The sequence below is a fragment of the Cellvibrio japonicus Ueda107 genome (assembly GCF_000019225.1).
Lineage (GTDB): Bacteria > Pseudomonadota > Gammaproteobacteria > Pseudomonadales > Cellvibrionaceae > Cellvibrio > Cellvibrio japonicus.
In genome coordinates, this window is sequence record NC_010995.1 from 2749543 (window position 1) to 2774154 (window position 24612).

Here is a 24612-nt window from a genome sequence, read left to right on the forward strand (position 1 = left end):
TGTGGGCCTTTTACACGACGGGATAATCAGGGTGAAACAGCTCGTAAAAACACTGGCGCTATTGTGCATGAGTCTCTGGCTGATAGCGATGAGTCCCGGGTCGGGCGCCGCGCCGACAATCCCCTACAAGATCATTACCGAGCGCACTCACAAGCCCACCCTCTTTACCCAGGGCCTGCAAATCGAAAACGACCAGTTTTATGAAAGCAGCGGCCTCTATGGCAAATCGCTGTTGGTATCCTACCCGGTGGAGGAACCGGAAGGCAGCACCTGGGCCAGGCTCTCTGCGCCCTTCACCCATAAACAGCCCCTGCCCGAACGTTTTTTTGCCGAGGGTTTAACCCTGTTGGATGACAAGCTGTACCTGCTTACCTGGAAAGAAGGCACCCTGCTGGTTTATGACAAAACCACCCTGCACTACCAGAAAAGCCTGGGCTATACCGGTGAGGGTTGGGGACTGACCACAGATGGCGAATACCTGATCCGCAGCGATGGCAGCGACACCCTGTTTTTCCATGCCCCACAGGACTTCAGGCTAGAAAAAACCATGAAAGTCCAGGACCAGGGCAAGGCCATTACGCGCATCAACGAACTGGAATATCACGCCGGTTTTATCTGGGCCAATATCTGGCATGAAGATCGTATTATCAGGATTGACCCAAATACGGGCGACGCGACCGGTGAGCTGGTGTTAAGCGCACTGCGCAACACCATGAAACTCAACAACCCGGAACAGGTACTCAACGGCATTGCCTGGGATGAAAAGCGCAACGGCTTTTGGATAACCGGCAAACTCTGGCCAAAGATGTTCTTGATCCAGCCTGGCGATTAACCGCTCACTGGGTCGCAGGCAATCATCAGGATCGTTTCAGCATCTCAGCCAAACCGGCCCCCACCACTGCGGCCCCGCCCTGCGCCCAACCGCCATCCACAGGAATAACCGCACCTGTGATGTAGCTGGCGTAATCCGATGCCAGAAACAGGCAGGCATTGGCAATATCTGCCGTTGAGCCCATACGCTGCAAAGGCACCGACTTTTCGACAGCGGCACGCATGGCAGGTGTCGGTGCAAGGCGTGCCATGCCCTCGGTATCGTCGATAGGCCCCGGAATGATCGAATTGATACGCACCCCCTCAGCGCCCCATTCCAGGCACAGGCTGCGGGTGATCATATCGACTCCTGCCTTGGCAGCACACACATGGCTCTGGCCCGCCATGGGAATCACCGCCTGGGGCGCGGAAATATTGATGATCGAAGCCCCCGGTTTACGCAGGTGGGGATATACCGCCTGCATCACATGAAAGGTGCCCAGCAGGTCTATTTCCACCACCGAGCGAAAACCGTTGGCCGACATACCTGTTGCCAGTGCCGGAAAGTTGCCGGCGGCACCGGACACCACCAGGTCCCATTGGCCCCAGGCCTGGCTCAGGGCATCAATCGCCTGCTTGAGCGCATCGGCCTGGCGCACATCCGCGCTGGCGCCATCGGCGGCTGCCGCACCGGCGGATAGCAAGGCCGCTACCGTGTCCGCCACCTTGTCTGCCGAACGGCTGATCACCGCCACCCTGGCCTCCAAACGGGCGAAGGTCTCGGCGATACCGCGATTGATACCGCTGGTACCCCCCACAACCAATACATTTTTCTGTGCAAACTCAAACGGCGTAGACATGGCAATCGCCTCAACTGTCATAAGGAAAGAAAATGGCTATCAGGAGAAACGGGAAAAATCCGGTGCGCGCTTTTCAAAGAAAGCCATGACCGATTCCTTGCATTCCTCCGAGCCAAGCCCCTCGGCAAAGCCGCGGTACTCGGCTTGCAAGCTGGCCTCAACCGCTGGCTGGGTCGCCTCGCGCAACAAAGCCTTGGTGCGCCGCACCGCTGCGGGAGGCTGCTGCGCCAGGCGCGCAATCCTGGCCTGGGCATAGGTATCCAGCTCTTCACCGGGCAAGGCGCGCGTTACCAGTCCCATAGCCGCCGCCTCTGCTCCGGAAAAGGCTTCGCCCAGCAGGAATAGTTCGGCCGCTTTCTGCTGGCCCACCACCCTCGGCACCAGGTAGCTGCTGGCATATTCAGGGCAGAGGCCAAGGTTGACAAATGGCAACTGCAAACGCGCATCCGCCGCCACATAGGCCAGGTCGCAATGCAACAGCAAGGTAGTGCCTATCCCCACCGCATGGCCACGCACCACGGCGACGACGGGTTTGGCGCAAAAACGCAGGGCATCAATAAAGCGCACCACCGGATGGCTGGGCGTTATCTCCGGGTCATTCATAAAGTCCATCAGGTCATTGCCTGCGGTAAAAAACTCGCGGGTACCGGTCAGTACCAATACCCGTACGCCAACATCCTTGTCCGCGGCGGCAATCAGCCCGGCAAGGGCTGAATACATCTCCAGGGTCAGGGCATTTTTACGTTCGGGGCGATTAAGGCTCAAAGTCAGTACACGTTCATCAAGGCTGGCCTGGACCTGGGAACTGGGGCTGCTGATCATGGAAAAATCCCTGGTGTTATTGTGAATGGCGGAGCAGGGAGTATAGACCCGCCTTGTCCGGGTCGCCCCGTATTACCCCACAAACGGAGAAGGCACACAGAGTTTCCCACCTTAACAGGGGCACAGGAGCATACAGAGGCATGGCACGGACCGGGTGTGACAGGTACAATTCGCCCCCTTGACAACTCCTGCCGTGACAAATCGAAAACCCTATGAATATCCGCGACTTACTTAACCAGCGTGTCCTCGCTGCCATGGCCACCTGCGGTGTGCCTGCCGATCTTCCCGCCCTGATTGCACCCGGCAAAAAAGCCGGTTTTGGCGATTACCAGGCCAACGGCGCCATGGGGGCGGCCAAAGCCATGGGTACCAATCCACGCGATCTGGCCGGCAAGATAGTCGCGGCCCTGGATCTGGAGGGTATCGCCGACAAGCTGGAAATTGCCGGTCCCGGCTTTATCAATATCTATCTCAAACCGGCATGGCTGGGCAAACAAATTGCCCTGGCACAAACCGATGCTCGCCTGGCGGTTCCCCAGGCGGAACACGCGCAAACCGTGGTGATCGATTATTCAGGCCCCAACCTCGCCAAGGAAATGCACGTCGGGCATTTGCGCTCCACCATTATTGGCGACTCACTCGCGCGACTGCTCGAATTCCTCGGCCATCAGGTGATCCGCCAAAACCATGTGGGCGACTGGGGCACCCAGTTCGGTATGCTGATTGCCGAGCTGGAAGAGCAACTCGGTGCTAAGGGTGATGCCGCGCTCGAATTAAAAGACCTGGAAGTGTTTTACCAGCAGGCCAAAAAACATTTCGACGATGACGCAGCCTTTGCCGACAAGGCGCGCGATTATGTTGTACGCCTGCAGGGCGGCGACGCACAGATGCTCAAGCTGTGGCAGCAATTCAAGGATATTTCCCTGCATCACAGCAGCGAAATATACCAACAGCTGAACGTCACCCTGACGGATGCCGATGTGCGCGGTGAAAGTTTTTATAACGACGACCTGGCACCGCTGGTTAAAGCGCTGCAAGACCAGGGCCTGGCGGTGGAAAGCGAAGGCGCCCAGGTGGTTTTCCTGCCGGAACTGGCCGATAAAGATGGCAATCCTTCCCCGGTGATTATCCAAAAACAGGGCGGCGGCTTCCTCTATGCCACCACCGACCTGGCGGCCCTGCGCTATCGCGTCAACACACTTAACGCCAAGCGCATCATGTACTTTATCGATGCGCGCCAATCGCTGCACATGCAGCAAGTCTTTACCATTTCGCGCAAAGCCGGGTTCGTTAGCGATGCTGTGAGCCTGGAGCACCTGGCCTTCGGCACCATGATGGGCAGTGATGGCAAGCCGTTCAAAACCCGCACAGGCGGCACCGTCAAACTCGCCGAGTTACTCAGCGAAGCAGTTGACCGTGCGGCCAGTGTTGTGAGCGAAAAGAACCCTGAGTTAGCCGGCGAGGATATTGCAGAAATTGCACGCAAGGTGGGCATAGGAGCGGTGAAATACGCCGACCTGTGTAAAACACGTACCAATGATTATGTATTCAGTTGGGAATCCATGCTCAGCTTCGAAGGCAATACCGCACCCTATCTGCAATATGCTTATACGCGCGTACAAAGTATTTTCCGCAAGGCGGGCGTTGCGCCGGAAACACTGGGCAGCCCTATCCTGTTAGGTAGCGAGCAGGAAAAAGCACTGGCCATTAAATTATTGCAATTCAGCGAAGTGCTGGACCAGATGGCGCGCGAAGCCATGCCCCACTTGCTCTGTACCTACCTGTACGATATTGCCAGCCTTTACATGAGTTTCTATGAGGCCTGCCCAATCCTCAAGGAGGGCGTGGACGCGGAGGTGCGCGACAGCCGTTTGCGCCTCTGCCATCTGGTAGCGAGAACTATCGCACAAGGCCTCGGCCTGTTGGGTATTGAAGTTATGGAGCGGATGTAATCTAATCTCCCACCAGCAGCAAGCGACACCCCAGGGGACCAGCTCCTGGGTGTGTTTACAGCACTGCATTACAAGATACAGCCCTACAATAATAATTTGCTGACGTAGGAGCCTCTTCAGAGGCTCTCTCAAACATCAGACTGCCCTGCGGCATTAGCACTTCGGTCAAGATTACCTCACTCCCACAATAACGATGGCAACACTGCGGAGGTAAGGATGAAACTACTCTGTGCACTCTTAGGCTTGTTATTACTCGGGCTGGGCATTCATTACATCACCCTGCGCGCCGATTTCAGCAACCTGGAACAACAACTATTCCAACAGCAGCAAAGCCAGCAAATGGCACTGGACCAGCAGCGCCAGGACTATGAAAAACAAATCCGGGATCTGCGCGAATTCATCGCCTTCGGCCAGGCCAGCCTGAATCAAACCCGAGCCGGTGGCACAACCGCCACGGCAGAATTATCGTCCAGCCAACGCGATACCTTTAGCGCCATCCAGGCGGATAATATCGCCCGCACCATCGATAAAAAATACCAGTTCCTGTTGGGCAGCCTGTCGCTCTCCAGCCAGGACCAACACAAGCTCCACGAACTCCTGCGCGAGCGCGAGCAAATACTGGGCAGCAACAGCGTCGGCTATTTTTCTTCACCGGAAGACATCGATAAAGCCATTCGCCAACAGCAGGAAGCCTTGGCGGATATTGATTATCGTATTACCCAACTGCTGCGCCCTGACGAAGTTAAAACCTATGAGCTGCTCAAGGACTCCAGCTATGAGCAATACCAAATGAATGATTTTTACAATCAATTGGGAGACGTATCATCGCTCACCGAAGACAAACGCCGAACCCTGTTGTTAAATAAACTCGAACAAAAGCAGGCCTTTAACAAGCAATTGGAAATTACCGGTACCGCCATTAACAAAGCGCATGGAGAAGAAAAACAATATTTACTGACGCAGGCCCACCAGGCCTTGCATGACTACAAGGACAATTATTTGCGCCAGGCGCGCGAGCAATTAACCCCGGAACAATTCGATAGGTTACGTGAATACGAACAGCAGCATTTCGATGAGATCTGGCAAAGCCTGAAAGCGGGATGGGGGGTCGAATAAACCCTCTCTGTTACCAGAGAGGGGCTACTGATTTTTGCGAGCCGATTAAAGGTTTATTGTTATAAAAATCAGAAAGCCGTTACATCAGATTTGCTAACATCGCAATTGGCGGTGTTCCAGTATTCACCGTACTTGGTAGATTCACTTCCTTTTTGTACACCCTTGAACTCCTCGCACACCTTGGGAGAGCCGGATTTGTAACCCTTGATTTTCAGGTTGCGAATCGTGGCTTTATCGCCAAAGTTACGGTTTACACCGGCAATACTGCCAATCGTTCCATCGACGGTTACGTTGTTAACAACCAGGTTGCGTGGACCGCCGTTGCTTGAGCAGTTGCCGCAAGAACGCCACAATTTTCCGTTCACACCCTTGGCAGTAAACCCGTTGATTACTTCAAAGGTACTGTTTTTGGAATTGTGTTGGAAAATCTTATCTGGTTTGCCACCAGGTGAGTTGCTGGTATTGTTATACGCAGAACCACCGGAAATGGTAAATTTTGTACCGCTGCTGATCAAAGAGGCTGCATCTTCACAGATATCCTCCCAGACCACATTCTCTGCACGACAGCTACCGCTCGTACAGTGAATACCGTCTGCACCACCACTGGCTGCAATACGCACATTTTTAATGGTCGCATTTTTCAGGGTAATGACAGGCGGTTGACCTTCCGCGTCACCAGGGCACGACAGACCGATTGTCTTGCCACCACAGTCGACGGTTTTGTTCTCAATAGTTGCACCAGCTTTACACTCCGCACTGCCGCCTGTCGAAGTGCTGGAAGTCGATGAACTGGACTTCGAAGAACTTGACGAAGAAACACTACTGGAGGATACACCCGTACCACTGGAAGGAATGGAACATTCTTTCACGGTTTTATCTGGAGCTGGATCAGAACCAAAAGTTGCTACGCTACAACTGAAAGAGCCGTTAAGCACTTTATAGACAAATCTGTCGTCTGCCCCAAAGGCCACGTTGGTGGATTGGCTTACAGAACAGGTTTGCCCAATTTTACAGATGGTTACGTAACCACTCGGGCGGTTGGCTGCCAAAGCAACTGCAGACACACCAACAAGAACACCCGTTATCATTATTTTTTTTAACATACTAAACTCCTAACGACAGATCATAATGATCGGAGAGGAGCAGATTTTGCACACAACAGGCAGAAAAAATACATCCACTGCATTCTGTTACTGCTGCGGCATAAACTGCTATGGTTTATGCCCGCAAAAATCCTAGCCGGAAAAATATAGCAGTTCGCTGCATGAGGTGAAACACTTTTTATGATTATTCATATAAAATAAAACGCTCACAGCAATGCGCGACCTCACTGGCCCTTATAAAGCCAGGCACGTGCAGGTTCCATAACATTCACTATAACGATTGCCATGCTGTTAGCCAGAAGTCATGCGGATCGCTTTCGAGATGACCGCTAACCAATAAGAATCGAATGACCGGTCAATGCCTTGGGGATAGTGTTACGCAGGAAGCTGCTTCATATTCCAGTCAACCACATGGGTCTGTTACATACAGCCACGTGCGACCGGAAGCAGCTGCCCGGCCTCCCACCACCATCCTGAATCACTAAAAAGCCAAGGGCTTCAAGGGCGCAATATGGGTTTTTCTCGATTTTTTTACGTTTATCTACCCGGTTTTTCGCGGGTTTTTCTCGTCGCGTTGGTGGGTACATCATTACTGGGTGGCTGCAGTAAACGCGATACCCACACACCGATTACCGAACAGCCGCCGACAATCAAGCTTGCACCTGTAGTAGACCAGCAGCGCTTCCATACGACCTATCTCGCCCATGTAACAACTGAAACAAATAGCCTGATAACCGGTACGGATGGCAGCATACTGTTACATAACCAGGCTGAAGGTTATTGGCGCGCCCTGCCCACGGCAGGCCTGACATCGAGTATTTTTGCAATAGCGGCTACGGATGATGGCCAGCAGATGATGGCGGTTGGCGAGGACGGGTTGATCATTATGTCCAACAACGCTGGCATTGATTGGGAACAACTGGCCGCTCCCACCACAGCGCATTTACGCACACTGGTTTTTGATCCGCTCAGGCAGGCCTGGTGGATCGGGGGGGATCAGGGTACCCTGCTAAAAACCCCGCGCGATCTTAGCCGTTGGCAAGCGGAGTCCTGGCCACAGGGAAAAAGTATTACCCAACTCAGTTATCATCCGGCGCAACAGCGATTAACCGCCAGCGGGGATGAAGGATTGATTGCCCTGCTCAATACCGATTCGCATTTCTGGCAACAGCAAAATATTCCTGCCAGCACCCGGATTACACAACACGCCGTTAATGACCAAAACACCACCATTGCCCTGACGACTGAAGGTAATGTCTTACGCAAAAATGCTGGCAGCATATCTTCCGCTTGGCAGATGGTCACCTTATCCCCCAATACCTATTTAAGTGGCAGTGTTTATGATGCTTTCCATCGCACCTGGATTGTGTTTGATAGCGAGGGGCACATTTACCTGAGCGATGACCAGGGCGAACACTGGGCAGCCGTTGCCGGGGTTGATACTTACCTCAATCGGGGTATTTACCTTGCACACATCCATCGGCTTTTACTCGTTGGGGACCGGGGCCTTGTTGCACTGTCGGATGATGGTGGCCGCACCTGGAGCCAACAATGGTTAAGCGATCAGGCTATCGAAGGTATTGTTGCACTCAATCCGCAAACATTACTCGCCTACGGCAATAAGGGGCTGTTGCTCGAATCCCTGGATGCAGGGAAACACTGGCATTTACTGCAGACACCTATAGACCCTTTTATCCACGAAGTGATTGCCATTAATCCCGATAAGCAGCGCTGGTTGGCGGTAGGCGCAAAAGGCTTGATGCTGGTTTCGGATGACCAGGGTAAAAGCTGGCAGCGACAGGAGAGTGCAACCCACCAGGATGATTACCTGTTCACGGTTATCCAGGAGCCCACAACCCATACGCTACTCAGCGCAGGGCCACCGGGCACCTTGTTGCGCTCAACCGATGCGGGCCATCACTGGGAGCGACAACTGAACCTGGACAACGCTGGTGAAGGCTATTTCCATCAACTGCTCAGCAATCGCAGGGGAACACTGGTCGCCCTCGCCGGCCCCGGTAAAACCCTCTACTCCGAAGACGATGGCCTCAACTGGCAAGCCGCACAAATAATCGGCGAACAACATTTGTACGCAGGCGTCTACGTCGACAAGGCCGAGGTATTTATTGCGGTTGGGCAATCCGGCGCTATCCAGCGCTCACACGATGGGAAAGTCTGGGAAGCCATTACTTCCAACGCCGGGCAGGACTTATACAGCCTGCTAGCCGATGGCAATCATATTTGGATTGGCGGCAATCGCGGCACGCTGCTTCACTCCATAGATGCTGGACAGCACTGGACGCTGGTGGACACAGGTACGACCAAAACACTGCAATACCTGACACAAACCCCCAAGGGCAGTTTAATCGCGACAGGTTCCCAGGGGTTAGTGCTCATCTCCCGAGATGCCGGCAAACACTGGCAACACATAGAGCCGCCCACAGCGACCAACCTGCGTCGGATTTACCATCGCCCCAATGGCGATTTATGGGTTGCCAGTCGCGCCGGGGAAATTTTCCGGTCGCAGGACGATGGCCAACACTGGCAGGCCTTACCTGCACTCACTAGCGCATCCATTAAAGGATTATTGATCGATGAATCCAGTCAAACCCTGATAGGTTACGGTGAAGCCCTGGTACGTATTCCCCTTCCTTAATCGTCATTAGAGCAGGTATCACAATGACAAGAGTTATCCTCCGTTTATTCATGATAGGCAGCGTTTTATGCGCTGTCTGCGCATGCAGCCTTTTCTCTGCCTCATCCACAATGCAAGGCTATGCCATAGAACAGCAACCATTAGCTAATGGCCTGGTGCAGATCCGTGATGCCAATGGGCAGGTGCAGACCACAACCACACGTGCAGATGGTTTTTACCGGATTTCAACCACCCATTTAACCGCGCCATTGCTGCTGAGCGTGAGCGCACAGGGTAACGCGGAAGATTGCCACCGCAACGATCAGCTGCGCCCTATTTGCCTGGCCAGTGTCGTGATGAAACTGGAACAGACAACCTATGGCAACATCAATCCGCTGACAGATCGTGTCGCGTCGGATATTGCCGTAACACTGGGCCATATCGGACCACAGCAATGGGTTAACCAACAGGGTGCGGTAAGCATTCCCGCCAGTGTGCATCAACAGGCCCTGGAAAATTTACATTCCGGTTTTGCAGATGCGCTGACACAGATAGGAATCGATACGACCAGCTTTGATGCCGCCCGTTTTCCAATGGAGCGCAACTCACAGCTTGCAGACTTGCTGTCACTGCTGCACCACAACCGCAATTACGACAACAACACCGGCAAAACCGGCCATGCAACCCTCAGCGATTTCAGCTTTCGCCCTATTGTGGGCCTGAGTGCAACAGGTGCCTATGAGCGCTTTGATATTGTGCGCGCACGCGCTGAACGGAATGCACTTGCCAAGGCCCGTACCCGTATTTTTATCGTCGGTGACTCCACCTCGGCGGTTTATGAACAATTGCGTTTTCCGCGCATGGGCTGGGGCCAGGTCTTTGAGCAGGAATTTACTGCAAACAGTGGTATCAAGGTGGTGACAGGCTCACGCGCCGGACGCAGTTCGCGCGATTTTTATAACGGCCGCTGGTTTGCCCAAATGGAATCGCTGATCCAGCCGGGCGATTATGTGTTTATCAACCATGGCCACAATGACCAGAACTGTGATAGCAATAAACCCGTTCGCGGTATGGCTGATGTCAGGAACCTCTGCACCTATCCCAACAGCGATAAGGGCGACCCCCAGTTCCCTGCCAACCAGCCCGAATTAAGCTTTCAATATTCGCTTGAACGCTACATCGAGATTGCGCGCAGCAAGGGTGCCATTCCGGTGATGTTTACCCCCACGGCACGTATCAAAAATGCCCGGGGCGAACAAACAACACCCGTGGTTCATACGCACCTTATCCGCGCTGCCTCAGGTAAACACTATCTGTTCACTGGCGATTACACCCAAACGATCAAAGACGTTGCCAGGAAACACCAACTGCCCTTAATCGACCTGGAGGCAAGGAGTATTGAATTTGCAAATCGTGTCGGCAATCCGGGTTGGAAGGATTATTGGTTGGTCGTGGACCCCGCGATCAATCCCTTCTATGCCAACAACGTTTCCGGCAGCCCGCAGGCACCCGACGGCACGCACTTCCAACAGCGCGGTGCCGAAGCCATGGCAAAACTGGTTGCAGAGGAAATTCGCAAACAACCAGCACTGACAGCCTTGGCTAAACACGTAAAGGGTGACCGCTGATCAGGATCGGGTTAACAACCTATCTATCTGTTGCAAATGGTCGATCAAAGGCGATGTGTTCAGTGATAAAGGCGCAAAGTATTGTTCGGCCATAGGCGCAATACCGCAGTTGCCGGGAAGCGGTAACTGCTGTTCAACCAGCGTGTACATGCGCGGCAAGAATATAAATTGCAGCCACTGCGGAAAGCTCATGGTGTCTATGGCAAATGGTTGCTGGCTGAGCAGCGCAGCCTCGGGTAAGGCATCACATTCCCACAGGCGCAATTCACGCAACTCCTTTTCCACGTCCATCAATATTTCCGCAAGGGCGATATGGAGATTGTGTGACATGGTTTTACCTCAATATCGGATATACATTTATCAGCGGCCAGGCGTGAGCATTTATGGATAAGCTGGCGCAATTATTTATGGATAACCTGGGTAAACGGCGGCAGTGAATTCAGTATGGCTTTGCCATAGCGCTTGGTAATGATGCGGCGATCCAGCAAGCTGATACGGCCGGTATCGGTTTCGGTGCGCAACAGCCGACCGCAGGCCTGGATTAACTTCAGGGATGCATCAGGCACAGTGATTTCCATAAAGGCATTACCGCCGCGCGATTCCACCCATTCAGACAGGGCCGCTTCAATCGGATCATCCGGCACCGCAAAGGGTAATTTGGCAATAATCACATGGGTACAGTAGCGGCCCGGTAAGTCCACGCCTTCGGCAAAGCTGGCCAAGCCAAACAATATACTGCCCTCACCCCCATCCAGTTTTGCTTTGTGCTGTTGCAGCATTTCCTGCTTGGAGCTATCACCCTGGATCAGAATGCGCTCGCGCAATGAGGCGGGCACAGCGTCATACACATCCAGCATTTGTTTGCGCGAGGAAAACAACACCAGGCTGCCCTCATCCACATCCACCAACTGCGGCAGCTCGGCAATAATGGCCTGTGTATGCTGCTCGGCATGGGTAGCTTCGATGGTTGCCGCCGGAATTTCCAGGGTAGCCTGCTGGAAATTAAAGGGACTGGGAACCTGGTGGTAACTGGCACCTGCCGGCGTACCGGCGCGCATTTGAAAACGCTGGAAATTGCCCAATGCGGTGAGGGTTGCCGAGGTAACAACGGCGCCGCAGACTTTTTCCCAGAGTGAATACTCCAGGGTTTTGGCTGCCAGGATCGGGCTGGAACACACCTCAAGGTCAAGGCTGCCATTTTGATCCACCGGCGTGAGCCAGCGCGCGCGCGGCACACTGCCCGGGCTGTCGGGTGTTGCAAAGGTAAACCAGAGATCGCGGTTCGCCTCGGCGCGCGCCAGCCAGGTTGCCACCACCGGATAGTGATTTTCCAAATCCACCTTGGGCACCGGGCAATGGGGATCTTCCATCGCCTCGCTTAATTCATTGGACATTTTGTTGAGCAGCTCGGCCAGTCGCTCAACGCTTTTATAAATCTCCACACAATCGAGCTGCAAATCGTCAGGCACGATCCCCTGGGGAAAACGGTAATGCGACTGGCGCTCTTCCAGGGCGATACGCTGTGCCAGTTGCTCAAAGCGCGGATAGAGTCGATCCAGGTATTGTTTGGTCTCCATAAACTGCGCCGGCAATTGCTCAGCATAGCGATCGACATTCCCTGCCCCACTGATATGGCCCAACATAGTGCCAAGGGATTTGTTGCACTGGTCCAGCCATTTGCTCGTGGCCAGCATACGGCTGTGGTGGGCGAAATGGTTCAAGGCTTTTTGCGGCAGGTGATGGCCTTCGTCAAAGACAAAGATGGCCTCTTCCGGCGCCGGTAGAATAGCGCCACCGCCAAGGGCGAGGTCCGCCAGCACCAGGTCATGGTTGGTCACGATGCAATCCACAGCATGGAGCGAATCGCGCGCGCGGAAAAAACTGCATACCGATACATTAGAGCAGCGCCGCCCCGTGCATTGGCGATGATCGGTGGTAATCACTTGCCAGGCATCCTGCTCCAGCGCCTGCGGCCAGGTATCGCGCTCCCCGTTCCATTTGTTACCGGCCAGGGCTTCCACCATGGACTGGTAGAGTTTGATGCTCTGCGCCGAAACGCTGGGATACTCGTCCTCGTAGAGTGCACGGGTGGGATTGATACCACTTTCGTACTCCGCAATCACATTATCCAGTTTGCTCAAACACAGATAACGACTGCGGCCTTTAGCCAGGGTAAACGAAAACGAGAGGCCGCTGTGGCGCATTAACTCGGGCAAATCCTTATTCACAATTTGCTCTTGCAAGGCCACTGTCGCCGTTGACACCACCAGTTTTTTGCCCAGGTATTTGGCGATCACCAGCGCGGGCAGCAAATAGGCGATGGTTTTTCCCGTCCCCGTCCCCGCCTCTACGACACAAATGTGGGCCCCGGCTTGCGCAGAAGGCACACGCTGATTATCTTCATCGAGTTCGATAGTGCCGAGGCTTTTGGCAATCTCGGCAATCATCAACTTTTGGCCGTAGCGGGGCTTCAGGCCTTTGCTGTCGAGAAACTGGCTATAGGCCGCCTGGATTTGCTTTTTTACTGCCTCAGTCAGCATGCGCGAGTTTACTCACCACGGGATTGGCGTAGATACCCAGGGCGATATCGCGATAGGCAGCGGGGATGGCATTAATACGCGCTTCAAATTCTGCACGCTCTGCCCCCAGGGAGGCACCCTCATACGGGGTTTGCGGGTGGCCGTAGGTTACCGCTGGCGCTTTGCCGTGGAGCATTTCGTAGGCAAAACAATTGGTCGCATGCAACACATAGTTACCCAGGATTTCGCGATCCAGATCTTCCACCAGGGCATCGGTATCCGCGTAATTACTTTCCAGGACCTTGCCAAACGCCAAATGGATATGGCCTTTTTGGCCAGCGATGCCCATCGCAATACTTTTTACATCTTCGTGTTCTTCCTTTTGATAATTCCCCTGGGTGCGCTGGTGATACAGCTCGCGCGCCTTGGCAGCATCGCAAGGATCAAGCTCATAGGAAATGGAGACAGGCACTATGCGCAATTGCCCGACGTAAGTCGCCAGCTCTTCCGTTTTAGGTTTGTTGAGGGTGAGCATGCCGAGCACGGCGGAATTGGTTTTATCGCAGCCATCTTTGGCGCGCCCTTCGCGCTGGGCGATCCAGATATTGGCATTGTCATTCACAATGGAATGGTAAATGTACGCTGACAGGTGCTTGGCCGCCTTGAGTTTTTCACGCGGCGCCTTGGCCGAGCGATTTACAATAAAACTTTTGTTGAGGCGCATCAGGTCAGAAACGTAAGGCTTGGTCAGCAGGTTATCGCCAATAGCAATGCGCAGGGTATTGCAATCGTTGTGGTACAACACCCAATTGACAAATGCCGGGTCCATGGCGATGTCGCGGTGATTGCTGATAAACAGATAGGCCTGCTGCGGATCGAGTTTTTCCAGGCCGGAGACCGTCAGGCTTTTGGTGGTGGTTTTGATCATGGCAGCCATGTACTTTTCCACCACATGCTGGAATCCCGCCACATCCTGCACCCCCGCCAACTCGCGTGTCAGCCGGTTCTTGGCCAAGGGGCGCAACAGCCAGCCCAACCACTGGCTGGCGTTGGGAAACTTGAGTTTTACCACCGCATCACTGAGTTCAGCATCGGCGAGGATACGGTCAAGTACAGGGCGAACTTCGTCGTCGTTATAAGGGCGGATATCGTCAAATTCGTTCATGGGAAAGCTCATTGCAAAGGCGTCTTGGCACCGGGAAAACACTCCCTGGCAGCCGTGAGCCAGGTCGGCGAAAATAGCCGCACAACATACCGAAAAGAGGCCCAAAATGCCACCGCAGCCGCCCCCGGCAGGAACTCGGGTGCGATGATGCCGTCCGCTTCGGGCAGCCCCCACGCGCAGCCTGTTGTGTGGATCAGATCCCCCCCAAGACGCCGATCAGCGCAAGCCTGAACTGTGACCTGGCGACCAGGCGCAAGAAAAAGCCACCGCTGGTCTGCCAGGGAAATCGACTCATCCACCAAGCCCCCCTAAAATCTGCCGTTCTCAATAAAATGCGCCATGCCAAAAACCGTCTAGACTCTCAGGCGACTATCCAGCAAAAAAACCTCCACAAAAATAAAACGGACCGGTTATTCAGCGGACGAGCAGACTTAAGGGCGACATCAAGCGTTATGAAGATACTTCTGGTTGAAGACAGCGCAACCCTGCGCCATGCCATGCGCAATTACATTATTGAGGCAGGCCATGAACCCCTGATCGCACGCAGCGGCGAAGAAGCCTTGCAAATGCTGGAAAACACACCGGTCGATATGATCATCATGGATGTGGAAATGCCCGGCCTGAATGGTTTTGAAACCACACGCTTGATTCGCGAATGGCTCGGTGGCCACTGGATTCCCATCATTTTTGTCACAGGCCTGAATGAGGATGAAAGTTATCGCGAAGGTATCGAAGCCGGTGGCGATGACTATCTGATCAAACCTGTCAGTTTTATGATTATCAAGGCAAAAATCCGCGCTATGGAGCGTATTGCCGAGATGCGCGACCAGCTTAACCAGCTCAATACCGAACTGGAGGCCCTGAGCCAACTGGATAGCCTCACCCAGATTTACAATCGCCGCACCTTCAATGACCTTGCCGAGCAGCAATGGGCGCTTGCCAAACGCCACCAGCTGCCTATCAGTGCACTGATGATCGATGTGGATCACTTCAAGCTGTTTAACGACCACTACGGCCACCCGGCAGGTGACAGTTGCCTGAAAAAAATCAGCCAGGCCATCAAAAGCTGCCTGCATCGCAGCGCCGACCTGTTCGGCCGCTATGGCGGTGAGGAATTTATCGTATTACTGCCGGAAACCGACACCCAGGGCGCCCTGCATGTGGCCCAGAGCATCAACCAGGCCATTGAGGCCCTGAACCTGCGCCACGATGTTTCTCCCAGCAGCCACCTGGTCACCGCCAGTATTGGCGGGGCTACCTGTGTACGCACCACCGGGCACAGTTTGGAGGAATTAATCAAAAGCGCCGACCGGGCGCTTTACAAAGTCAAACGCAGCGGACGCAACCGCGCGTTAATCGACGAGGTAGTCACCCACAAAACGCTCTTGATTGCCGATGAAACCGGCGAGAACAGCCGTCATTTCAGCAGCCTGTTGCAACAGCATTTCAACATTTTGCACTGTGACTCCCCGGAAGAATGCCTGGAACTGGCACTGGAGCTGCGCCCGGACATGATCCTGATTGATACGGGGATGGCCAGTGCTGCCAGCCACCTGCTCTGCCTGAGCCTGGCGGAACACCAGCGCACCGGAGGTATTCCCCTGGCCATCATGGCCGACCCTGCTGCCATCCCGACCTACCCCCAGGACAACCCCTGGGGCATACGCCTGGTACTGGACCGCCAGCAAAGCGGTCCGACCATCCTCAACAAAATCAGCCAGTTGATTGGCTAATTAGCGCGCAGCGAGCTGAACCAACGCACCTCGCGCGCGTACTTGTCCACCTGGTCCGCCACATCCAATACCAGGGCAAACAGGGCCATGCGAACCAGCACACCATTATCTGCCTGGCGGAAGATCGCCAGGTTGGGATTGGTATTCAGGTCGTTATCCAACTCATTGGCTTCCGCGCGCGAATCCCGCGGCAGGGGATGCATGATGACGGTATTGGGTTCACAGAATTGGGTATAGATAGCCTGGTTAAGGCGGAATCGGCCGCGGTAACTGTCCGCTTCCTCCTTGCTGGCAAAACGCTCTTCCTGGATGCGTGTGGAATACGCGATATCGATATGGGTAATGCTGGTGGGCAGATCATCGGTGATAGTGACCTTGTGCCCCGCCTGGCGCAAATCCTCAACAATATAGTCCGGCATGGCCAATTCCTTAGGCGATACCAGGGTGATACTTACATTGTTAAACAGGCCCAGGAGTTTGCACAGGGAGTGCACCGTGCGACCGTGTTTCAGATCGCCAATCATGGCAATGCGCAGGTCGTCGATACCGCGCCCCTTGGAGCGCAGCTCCTTGCGAATGGTGTAGAGGTCGAGCAGCGCCTGGGTCGGGTGTTCATTGGGGCCATCGCCACCGTTGATAACCGGCACCCGGCTGCCCTCGGCAAACTCGGCCACGGAACCGGCAGCAGGATGGCGCATACAAATAACATCGCTATAACCGGACAATACGCGAGCCGTATCGAAGAGGGATTCCCCCTTGGTCAGTGATGAACTCTCAAAACCGGTGGTTTCACGTACATTGCCGCCCAACAGGTTAAAGGCAGCGCCAAAGCTTACACGGGTGCGGGTGCTGGGCTCAAAAAACATATTGCCAAGAATGGCCCCCTCCAGCACACGCGTCACACGGCGACGCAGGGCGTAGGGTTCCATAGCGTCGGCCACATCGAAGATACGATTGATATCCTCGCGCTGAAATTGCTGGATGGAGAGAATATGGGCACCGGTGAAATTCACAGTAGGTCCTTAGCGGTTTACCGCTATCGCAAGGGGAGGGGGAAAACGGGCGACATTGTAGAGCCAGTCTCCCCGGATGGGAATTGCACCGGTGCGATTGCCGGGATTAACCGTCCCTAGTGCACCGGAATCAACGGCAGATGGGCCGTATCGGCACGCTTATCCTTGGCGGGTAGTGATGGCTTGATCCTGGCCAATGCCATCTGCGCCGTGGCGCGATAGGTGGTCAACTTACCCCCCATAATCGATAACACACGCGGGCGAAGCGGATCATCCACCTCAAACATCACTTCACGCGGACGGGAAAATGCCTGCTGGTCACTGCGCGGCAAAACCCGTAAACCGGCAAAGCTTTCTACCTGTTGTGGATCTATGTGCAAATGGGGGAAGTAATGCCTGAGGGTCGCCAACAGGTAGTCTTGCTCCTCCTGGCTACAGTGGGATTTTTCGGGGATGTCCTGATGGATTTTTTCTGTGGTTCCCACCAACAGCTTGCCCTCCCAGGGCAAGACAAAAACAGCGCGCTTGTCGGCTGGCGCCTCCAGGTAGAAATATTGATCCAACAGGGGCGGCAACAACAGATGGCTACCTTGCACCAACTCAACCCCCGGTGCCGATAAGGCGGGATCGACCCCGGCCAACACCTGGCTAACCCAGGGGCCGGCACAGTTAACCAATACCCGGCAACTGACAGCATGGCTGCCGCGCGCATCCTCATACTCCACCCGGCAGCGCTGGCCATTGCGATGGGCAGCTATAAAACGGGCCGGCATTTGCAATTCAGCGCCCAGGGTAACTGCCGATTGCAATACCGCCCGGGTTAAGGCGGCATCATCGGTTTGCGCTTCGTAATAGCGAAATACCGCCTTGAGCCCGTCCTGGCGCAAGCCCTTCAACTGATCCCATTCACGGCGTGGCAATTGGCGGAAACGCGAATGATGATTGAGCCCGGCCAGGAGCGAATACAGGCTCAGGCCAGCGCGAATAGTGAAGACACTGCGCACTGAATGTTCGTAAATAGGGATATGCAGGGGTTGGAGTTTGACCAGATCCGGTGCCAACTTCAATAACAGCTCGCGCTCGCGCAAACTCTCGCGTACCAGTCCGAACTGGGCGGACTCCAAATAACGCAAACCACCGTGAATCAGCTTGGAAGATTTACTGGATGTACCCGCTGCCGGTGCTGTTTGCTCCAGCACCAGCACAGAATAACCGGCGGCCGCCGCGGCCTGGGCTACACCTGCCCCCTGGATACCGGCCCCAATCACGACCAAATCGTATTTCATGCTTGCTATCCGCTTTTAACCCTGCAGTGCGCAATTGTAGTTGATAGGAAAATCGACATATCAAGACATCGCACAGATTCATGACAATTTATCGTTTATTTGCGCGACATCTCAAACTGATCATTTTGTATCGTCAAAAAGCCGTCGAAACACTGCTACAAACATAGTGTCGGAATCCTGTCGGGGTGCTCCAACCAGCCGCTGGGAAACCGGTTCAAATGCCGGATGTCTTGCACAAAAAGCGTCTGCCTGGGCTTCGTTTTCAGCGTATTGCCAACTGCAGGTCGCATAGACCAGATGCCCGCCCGGGCGCACCGACAGCGCGGCCAAATCCAGCAGCCGTCGCTGGATATCCACCAGTTCCTGCGTATCGGCGGGATTAAAACGCCAGCGGGCATCCGGGTTGCGCCGCCAGGTGCCCGAGGCGGTACAGGGTGCATCGACCAATACCCAATCAAAGCCCTGCTGGCGGGCAATCTCTTGCGGTAACTGCAAGGGTTGCTCACCTGTCCAGGTAAAACTGCGCAGGTTAAATAAACCGGCGCGCTTGGCTCGGCGTTTTAGCTCTTCCAATTTATAAGCGTACAAATCCGTTGCCACCAGGACACCTTTGTTTTCCATGGGAGCAGCAATCGCCAGGGTTTTTCCACCGGCACCGGCGCAGCAATCCCACACTTTTTGTCCTGGCTGCGCCTGTACCGCCGCCGCAATTTGCTGGCTGGCCCAGTCCTGGATTTCCACCAGGCCCTGTTGGTAAGCCGCCGTCGATGCCAGCCCTCGCCCACCCTGCGCAAACAAGTTCCCCTGCAGGTCCAGGCGCGCACTCACCCCCTGCTTCACCAGGGTGTCAGCCATTACCTGTGCAGAAACTCCCTGTTGCGGGCGCAGCCACAGGGGCGGCAGTTGCGTCTGCTGGTGGAAAAAATGCCTGCATTCCTCTGATGACCAATCACTGAGCCGCGCGCGCTCTGCCAGCAAGCCCGTCCAACCGGGACGCAGCCCATACCATAGGAAATACCATGGCGGTATCTCTGCAGCAGATGCCATATCAGCCACCGCTGCTTCGCACTCTGCATAAAACCGGCGGCGCTCCGCTTTGTCAGCAAGGCGCAAAGCCCCGGTATCCCAGCCCTGGCGCAAGGCAATCCAACCCCAAAATGCAGCCACCGGAATGGATTTCACTCGATCCGGCGACCACTGCCGATCCCACTCCAGCCAGTTGTGCGCCCATGTGCGCTGCCGGTAAGCCACTTCGAGTGCGGATGCCAATTGCAAAAAAATGACAGCCTGGCGCAGTCCCGCAGACAACCACAAATGTTCTGCAACAGGCAGTCCCTGTAATCCGCCACCCTGTCGCTGTTGTTGCTTTAACCAGCGATCCAACAACGGCAGGTTGGGTTCATCGATAAAGGTTCGCCAAAGACGCAACAGCGGCGCCCACAAAGGCATAGAGGAAATACGCGAATCTGTCATTTGCTATATACCGACCCCAACCCCGCCGCACTAATCACCAACAGTGCCCACCCCAACCAGCGGTAAAACACACGCGTATCACCACTGAGGATACGCTGGTGAAAACGCAGCCCAATCACATGGCCAATCGCTGCTGCGGGTAATAACCACAGGTGATGGATCAGCTGCAAATCCACCCCGGCGTAAATAAAGGCCGCCATTTTAATCGTGACCAGGATAAACCAGAGCACAAAGAGCGTATCGCGCAACTGCTGCTTGGCCACATGGGTGGCAAAAACCGCAATGATCAACGGAGCACCAATTAATGAGGTTCCACTGATATAAGCCCCCAACATTAAAAAGGTGACATCCACTGCCGGGTGGTTACTTTTGAAAGGTTTATTCAGGATGTAGGAAAGTGCGTAAACCGCAACAATCACAAAAATGATTCCGGTCATCAATTCCGCAGGCAAGGTCAATAACCCAAACACGCCGATCAATTTGGGAACGATCATGATCGCCATGGCTTTTTTAAGGTAAGCCCAATCCACGGTAGCGCTGGCCGCCTCGCCAACCTGCTGTTGCCTGTGCCAGTTTTGCCATACCGTCAGCGACGAAAAAAACAGCAGGTGTACCGCGATAATCGGCAGATAAACCAGTGGCTGGTTATCGATCAACAACAGGAATGGCAGCGACATTACCGCACCCCCAAACCCCAAACCGGAGCGAACAAACCCACTCCAGACAAAAATCACTGCAATCAACACATATTGGTAAATGGCCAGGTCTGCCATGGCATGTTGTACCTCTGAATCAACAGGGCCGCATTATAGGGGGCAACACACCAAACTGCCGGGGTAATTTTTTGTTTAGTGATTTGCACTGGCGCATCGGCAGGCGTAGAACAAAGGCAGAAAAGTCATACCGGCGTAAAAAGCATGGCCGGTTTTGATCTGCTTACACAAGGAGTCATCACAATGAGTAATACATTCTATTCCCTGCCGCCACTTAACCGCCGCCAATTACTCAAAACCCTCGGGGTCCTCGGCCTGGCAGGAGCAGCGCCCGGTCTCTGGGCTGCCACACCCCGAAGACGCCTGGGTGTCGCCCTGGTTGGATTGGGCTATTACAGCCGCGACCTGTTAGCTCCCGCCCTGCAGCTCACACAACACTGTTACCTGGCCGGCATAGTAACCGGCTCACCCGATAAAATTCCGCACTGGCAAGCTACCTACAACATTCCTGAACGCAATGTGTACCACTACGGCAACATGCATGAACTGGCAAACAACCCGGATATTGATGTGGTCTATGTCGTGACACCGACCGGGTTACATCAACACTTTTCAGTGATCGCCGCCAATGCAGGCAAGCATGTCTGGTGCGAAAAACCCATGGCAATGACCGCCAGCGAATGCCAGACGATCATCGATACCTGTCGTAAAAATAAAGTGCAACTCACCGTTGGCTACCGCATGCAACACGAGCCGAATACGCGCAGGCTAATGGCCATGGCCCGGGAAAAACCCTATGGGAATATTCGCGACATTATTGCGGAAGCGGGTTATCGCAGCGGCAGCACCAGCCACCACTGGCGCGCTGATCCCAAGCTGGGCGGCGGCGCACTCTACGATATGGGTGTCTATCCGCTGAATGCTGCCCGTTACACCTCGGGAGAAGAACCCATTGCAGTCAGTGCGCGCCAGGAAACCCAGAACCCGGTCTACGCCCAGGTCGGTGAAACTACCTGGTTTGACCTTGAATTCCCCAGCGGTGCCATCGCCAAATGCCTCACCGGTTATGACAGGAACCTGAACACCCTGCGCGCCAACTGCGAAAAAGGCTGGTATGAGCTGGTCCCCTTCCAGAGCTATTCCAATGTGCAGGGCCGCACCAGCGATGGCATCACGCTCAAACCCTCACCTGAGAACCAGCAGGCACGGCAAATGGACAACGATGCCCTGGCCATTATCAATAACACCGCTCCCTTGGTGCCGGGCGAAAATGGCAAGCAGGATATAGTGATTTTGGAAGCCGTGTTAAAAGCGATAACAGAAAAGAAAAAAGTACGCATTGGGTAAAACAATATATCGGTGCTCCCCCATACCGGGGGAGCAGATTACACAGCCTGTTTCTTCAATTTCTCAATTTCATCACGCAACTTCGCGGCCACCTCAAATTCAAGGTCTTTTGCGGCCTGGAACATTTGTTTTTCCAGCAACTCAATCGTCTTCCAAATATCTTTTGGATTGACCTCTACCTTGTATTTACCCTGCTTCTCCGCAATGGCCATGGCTTTGTTACGCGCGCTGCGGCCACCCGCTCCGGGCACTTGTGCGCCTTCGAGGATATCAGCGATTTGCTTGCGAATTCCCTGGGGGGTAATGCCCTGTTTGCGGTTGTGGTCGATTTGCTTTTGGCGGCGACGCTCGGTTTCGTCGATAGCGCGCTTCATGGAGCCGGTCATATTATCGGCATAGAGAATTGCCTTGCCATTCACATTGCGCGCCGCACGGCCGATGGTCTGGATCAGTGAGCGATCCGAGCGCAGGAAGCCCTCCTTATCCGCATCAAGGATTGCAACCAGCGATACTTCGGGCATATCCAGGCCTTCACGTAACAGGTTAATTCCCACCAGCACATCAAATTGGCCGAGGCGTAAATCGCGGATAATCTCCACCCGCTCAACGGTATCTATATCCGAGTGCAGATAACGCACACGCACACCATGTTCGGCCAGGTATTCTGTCAGGTCTTCGGCCATGCGCTTGGTAAGGGTAGTGACCAGTACCCGCTCGTTTTTTTCTGCGCGCAGGCGAATCTCCGACAGCACATCATCCACTTGCGTGCCTGCCGGACGCACTTCAATTTGCGGATCGACCAGGCCTGTGGGACGCACGACCTGCTCTACCACTTGTCCCTGATGTTCATCTTCGTATTTACCGGGAGTGGCCGATACAAAAATCATCTGCGGTGCAATACGCTCCCACTCATCGAAACGCATGGGACGATTATCCAGTGCCGAGGGTAAACGGAATCCGTACTCCACCAGGGTTTCCTTGCGCGAGCGGTCGCCTTTATACATGGCACCGATTTGTGGGACAGTAACATGGCTTTCATCAATCACCAGCAAGGCATCCGCGGGCAAATAATCGAACAGGGTTGGTGGTGGCTCGCCAGAAGTGCGCCCGGAAAGGAAACGTGAATAGTTTTCAATACCGTTGCAATAACCCAGCTCGTGCATCATCTCCAGATCATAGCGAGTGCGTTGCTCCAAGCGTTGCGCCTCTACCAATTTGTTGTTTTCGCGCAGGTACGCCAGGCGCTCACGCAACTCTTCTTTAATATTGTCAATGGCCTCCAACACAGTTTCGCGCGGCGTGACATAGTGGGTTTTGGGATAAATGGTATAGCGCGGCACCTTGTGCAGCACTTCGCCGGTTAAGGGATCAAATACCGAAATCTGTTCCACTTCATCGTCGAACAATTCAACCCGCACCGCCTCCATATCGGAGTCTGCGGGATATATGTCAATGACTTCACCACGCACCCGGTAGGTAGCGCGGGAAAAATCCATATCGTTGCGCGTATATTGCAGCTCGGCCAGGCGACGCAGTATCTGGCGTTGATCAATGCGGTCGCCGCGCACAATATGCAGCAGCATTTTCATGTAAGAGTCCGGATCACCCAAACCGTAAATCGCCGATACCGTCGCAACGATAATCGCGTCCTTGCGCTCCATCAGCGCCTTGGTCGCCGACAAACGCATCTGTTCAATATGTTCATTTACCGAAGAATCTTTCTCGATAAAGGTATCGGAGGAAGGCACATAAGCTTCCGGTTGGTAGTAATCGTAGTAAGAGACGAAATACTCAACGGCATTGTTGGGAAAGAACTCCTTGAACTCCCCATAGAGCTGGGCAGCCAGGGTCTTGTTGTGGGCCATGATCAGTGTGGGGCGCTGCACCCTGGCAATCACATTGGCAATGGTAAACGTCTTACCGGAGCCCGTAACCCCTAGCAGGGTTTGGTGTGCCAGCCCCGCCTCTATCCCTGCCACCAACCCGGCAATGGCTGATGGCTGGTCACCGGCCGGGGCAAACTCACTGTGGACGACAAACTGCTTGGACTCGAATGATTTGGTCATGGCACTCAGTACTGCTGGAAGATATAAAAACGGGATTGTAACGAAAACCGGAGCAAATCTCGCAACAAGCCGGGAAAATGGCCGACACCAAACTCGCTACCCTTGATCAATACTACACCTAAAGTCGGTCAAGCTACCCCAAACCACTGACAAACCATGTCAGTGACTCTTCAACTCTCGCGCCAGGGAAGTGTGATATGAACAAATTTCGTACCGGGATATCGCGATTGAAGAAACCGGAATTCCCCGTTTAGAACTTGAAATGCTATCAGACCCGCAAAAGTTGACCCGTGGAGAGCTATGATTTAGAAATATCAAAGCGGAACATTTACACAGAATCCAATTTTTTGTTCTGCTAACGTAATGATGTC

At 54.2% G+C, this 24612-nt stretch carries 18 protein-coding genes; 7 read left to right on the forward strand and 11 right to left on the reverse strand.

Features of this window, described 5'->3' with window-relative positions; translation table 11 throughout:
• Window positions 1-31: 31 nt before the first annotated feature.
• The gene (locus CJA_RS11615; RefSeq protein ID WP_012488006.1) at window positions 32-832 is read left to right on the forward strand and encodes a glutaminyl-peptide cyclotransferase; all 801 of its coding nucleotides are present in this window, start codon (window positions 32-34) and stop codon (window positions 830-832) included.
• 25 nt (window positions 833-857) lie between these two features.
• On the opposite strand, the gene CJA_RS11620 is transcribed toward CJA_RS11615, so the two are convergent.
• Both CJA_RS11620 and CJA_RS11625 read right to left on the reverse strand, forming a co-directional pair.
• Window positions 858-1670 carry an SDR family oxidoreductase gene (locus CJA_RS11620; protein WP_012488007.1) on the reverse strand — a complete coding sequence of 271 codons (813 nt, stop codon included), beginning with the start codon at window positions 1668-1670 and terminating at the stop codon, window positions 858-860.
• A gap of 39 nt (window positions 1671-1709) precedes the next feature.
• Window positions 1710-2492 (reverse strand): enoyl-CoA hydratase, encoded by a 783-nt coding sequence (locus tag CJA_RS11625; protein ID WP_012488008.1) that lies wholly within the window; start codon window positions 2490-2492, stop codon window positions 1710-1712.
• Window positions 2493-2704: 212 nt separating this feature from the next.
• Here CJA_RS11625 and argS point away from each other — a divergent pair, with 212 nt between their 5' ends.
• On the forward strand, window positions 2705-4444 hold the full coding sequence (gene argS, locus CJA_RS11630; RefSeq protein ID WP_012488009.1) for an arginine--tRNA ligase: 1740 nt from the start codon (window positions 2705-2707) through the stop codon (window positions 4442-4444).
• Between the two features lie 216 nt (window positions 4445-4660).
• A complete protein-coding gene (locus CJA_RS11635; RefSeq protein WP_012488010.1) occupies window positions 4661-5560 on the forward strand; it encodes a hypothetical protein in 900 nt (299 codons plus the stop codon).
• Window positions 5561-5628: 68 nt separating this feature from the next.
• On the opposite strand, the gene CJA_RS11640 is transcribed toward CJA_RS11635, so the two are convergent.
• Window positions 5629-6429, reverse strand: coding sequence for a pectate lyase (locus CJA_RS11640; RefSeq protein WP_238526759.1), 801 nt, complete (start codon window positions 6427-6429; stop codon window positions 5629-5631).
• Between the two features lie 745 nt (window positions 6430-7174).
• On the opposite strand from CJA_RS11640, the gene CJA_RS11645 reads away from it, so the two are divergent.
• Both CJA_RS11645 and CJA_RS11650 read left to right on the forward strand, forming a co-directional pair.
• Window positions 7175-9319, forward strand: coding sequence for a sialidase family protein (locus CJA_RS11645; RefSeq protein WP_012488012.1), 2145 nt, complete (start codon window positions 7175-7177; stop codon window positions 9317-9319).
• Window positions 9320-9429: 110 nt separating this feature from the next.
• Window positions 9430-10926: a rhamnogalacturonan acetylesterase gene (locus CJA_RS11650; RefSeq protein WP_238526760.1), complete on the forward strand. Its 1497-nt coding sequence runs from the start codon at window positions 9430-9432 to the stop codon at window positions 10924-10926.
• On the opposite strand, the gene CJA_RS11655 is transcribed toward CJA_RS11650, so the two are convergent.
• The 3 genes from CJA_RS11655 to CJA_RS11665 all read right to left on the reverse strand — a co-directional run bounded on the left by CJA_RS11655 (window position 10927) and on the right by CJA_RS11665 (window position 14610).
• Window positions 10927-11256 (reverse strand): YqcC family protein, encoded by a 330-nt coding sequence (locus tag CJA_RS11655; protein WP_012488014.1) that lies wholly within the window; start codon window positions 11254-11256, stop codon window positions 10927-10929. It lies immediately after the preceding gene.
• Between the two features lie 71 nt (window positions 11257-11327).
• The gene (dinG, locus tag CJA_RS11660) at window positions 11328-13466 is read right to left on the reverse strand and encodes an ATP-dependent DNA helicase DinG (protein ID WP_012488015.1); all 2139 of its coding nucleotides are present in this window, start codon (window positions 13464-13466) and stop codon (window positions 11328-11330) included.
• A complete protein-coding gene (locus CJA_RS11665) occupies window positions 13456-14610 on the reverse strand; it encodes a 1-acyl-sn-glycerol-3-phosphate acyltransferase (RefSeq protein ID WP_041551479.1) in 1155 nt (384 codons plus the stop codon). The genes dinG and CJA_RS11665 overlap by 11 nt, the downstream gene beginning before the upstream one ends.
• A gap of 452 nt (window positions 14611-15062) precedes the next feature.
• Between CJA_RS11665 and CJA_RS11675 the strand changes: the two genes are divergently transcribed.
• Window positions 15063-16343, forward strand: a complete 1281-nt coding sequence (locus CJA_RS11675) for a GGDEF domain-containing response regulator (protein WP_041551481.1) — start codon at window positions 15063-15065, stop codon at window positions 16341-16343.
• Here the strand turns inward: CJA_RS11675 and CJA_RS11680 are convergent.
• The 4 genes from CJA_RS11680 to CJA_RS11695 all read right to left on the reverse strand — a co-directional run bounded on the left by CJA_RS11680 (window position 16340) and on the right by CJA_RS11695 (window position 20888).
• Complete coding sequence (locus CJA_RS11680; RefSeq protein ID WP_012488018.1) at window positions 16340-17356, reverse strand: aspartate carbamoyltransferase; 1017 nt, start codon at window positions 17354-17356, stop codon at window positions 16340-16342. The genes CJA_RS11675 and CJA_RS11680 overlap by 4 nt on opposite strands.
• A 116-nt stretch (window positions 17357-17472) precedes the next feature.
• Entirely contained in the window at window positions 17473-18642 is a 1170-nt protein-coding gene (locus CJA_RS11685; RefSeq protein ID WP_012488019.1) for a glycerol-3-phosphate dehydrogenase/oxidase, read from the reverse strand.
• A 120-nt stretch (window positions 18643-18762) separates the two neighbouring features.
• Window positions 18763-20115 carry an RsmB/NOP family class I SAM-dependent RNA methyltransferase gene (locus CJA_RS11690; protein ID WP_049765453.1) on the reverse strand — a complete coding sequence of 451 codons (1353 nt, stop codon included), beginning with the start codon at window positions 20113-20115 and terminating at the stop codon, window positions 18763-18765.
• Window positions 20112-20888, reverse strand: a complete 777-nt coding sequence (locus CJA_RS11695; RefSeq protein WP_041551482.1) for a sulfite exporter TauE/SafE family protein — start codon at window positions 20886-20888, stop codon at window positions 20112-20114. Before CJA_RS11695 ends, CJA_RS11690 begins: the two co-directional genes overlap by 4 nt.
• Before the next feature lie 183 nt (window positions 20889-21071).
• Here CJA_RS11695 and CJA_RS11700 point away from each other — a divergent pair, with 183 nt between their 5' ends.
• The gene (locus tag CJA_RS11700) at window positions 21072-22175 is read left to right on the forward strand and encodes a Gfo/Idh/MocA family oxidoreductase (protein ID WP_012488022.1); all 1104 of its coding nucleotides are present in this window, start codon (window positions 21072-21074) and stop codon (window positions 22173-22175) included.
• A gap of 38 nt (window positions 22176-22213) precedes the next feature.
• Here the strand turns inward: CJA_RS11700 and uvrB are convergent, their stop codons facing one another.
• Window positions 22214-24241, reverse strand: coding sequence for an excinuclease ABC subunit UvrB (gene uvrB, locus CJA_RS11705; RefSeq protein WP_012488023.1), 2028 nt, complete (start codon window positions 24239-24241; stop codon window positions 22214-22216).
• Between the last annotated feature and the right edge of the window lie 371 nt (window positions 24242-24612).

What these genes read in the sequence shown, in the direction of transcription:
- CJA_RS11620 (WP_012488007.1), bottom strand. Translation starts at nt 1,670, where the DNA reads ATGTCTACGCCGTTTGAGTTTGCACAGAAAAATGTATTGGTTGTGGGG.
- CJA_RS11625 (WP_012488008.1), bottom strand. Translation starts at nt 2,492, where the DNA reads ATGATCAGCAGCCCCAGTTCCCAGGTCCAGGCCAGCCTTGATGAACGT.
- argS (WP_012488009.1), top strand. Translation starts at nt 2,705, where the DNA reads ATGAATATCCGCGACTTACTTAACCAGCGTGTCCTCGCTGCCATGGCC.
- CJA_RS11635 (WP_012488010.1), top strand. Translation starts at nt 4,661, where the DNA reads ATGAAACTACTCTGTGCACTCTTAGGCTTGTTATTACTCGGGCTGGGC.
- CJA_RS11645 (WP_012488012.1), top strand. Translation starts at nt 7,175, where the DNA reads ATGGGTTTTTCTCGATTTTTTTACGTTTATCTACCCGGTTTTTCGCGG.
- CJA_RS11650 (WP_238526760.1), top strand. Translation starts at nt 9,430, where the DNA reads ATGCAAGGCTATGCCATAGAACAGCAACCATTAGCTAATGGCCTGGTG.
- CJA_RS11655 (WP_012488014.1), bottom strand. Translation starts at nt 11,256, where the DNA reads ATGTCACACAATCTCCATATCGCCCTTGCGGAAATATTGATGGACGTG.
- dinG (WP_012488015.1), bottom strand. Translation starts at nt 13,466, where the DNA reads ATGCTGACTGAGGCAGTAAAAAAGCAAATCCAGGCGGCCTATAGCCAG.
- CJA_RS11665 (WP_041551479.1), bottom strand. Translation starts at nt 14,610, where the DNA reads ATGAACGAATTTGACGATATCCGCCCTTATAACGACGACGAAGTTCGC.
- CJA_RS11675 (WP_041551481.1), top strand. Translation starts at nt 15,063, where the DNA reads ATGAAGATACTTCTGGTTGAAGACAGCGCAACCCTGCGCCATGCCATG.
- CJA_RS11685 (WP_012488019.1), bottom strand. Translation starts at nt 18,642, where the DNA reads ATGAAATACGATTTGGTCGTGATTGGGGCCGGTATCCAGGGGGCAGGT.
- CJA_RS11690 (WP_049765453.1), bottom strand. Translation starts at nt 20,115, where the DNA reads ATGACAGATTCGCGTATTTCCTCTATGCCTTTGTGGGCGCCGCTGTTG.
- CJA_RS11695 (WP_041551482.1), bottom strand. Translation starts at nt 20,888, where the DNA reads ATGGCAGACCTGGCCATTTACCAATATGTGTTGATTGCAGTGATTTTT.
- CJA_RS11700 (WP_012488022.1), top strand. Translation starts at nt 21,072, where the DNA reads ATGAGTAATACATTCTATTCCCTGCCGCCACTTAACCGCCGCCAATTA.
- uvrB (WP_012488023.1), bottom strand. Translation starts at nt 24,241, where the DNA reads ATGACCAAATCATTCGAGTCCAAGCAGTTTGTCGTCCACAGTGAGTTT.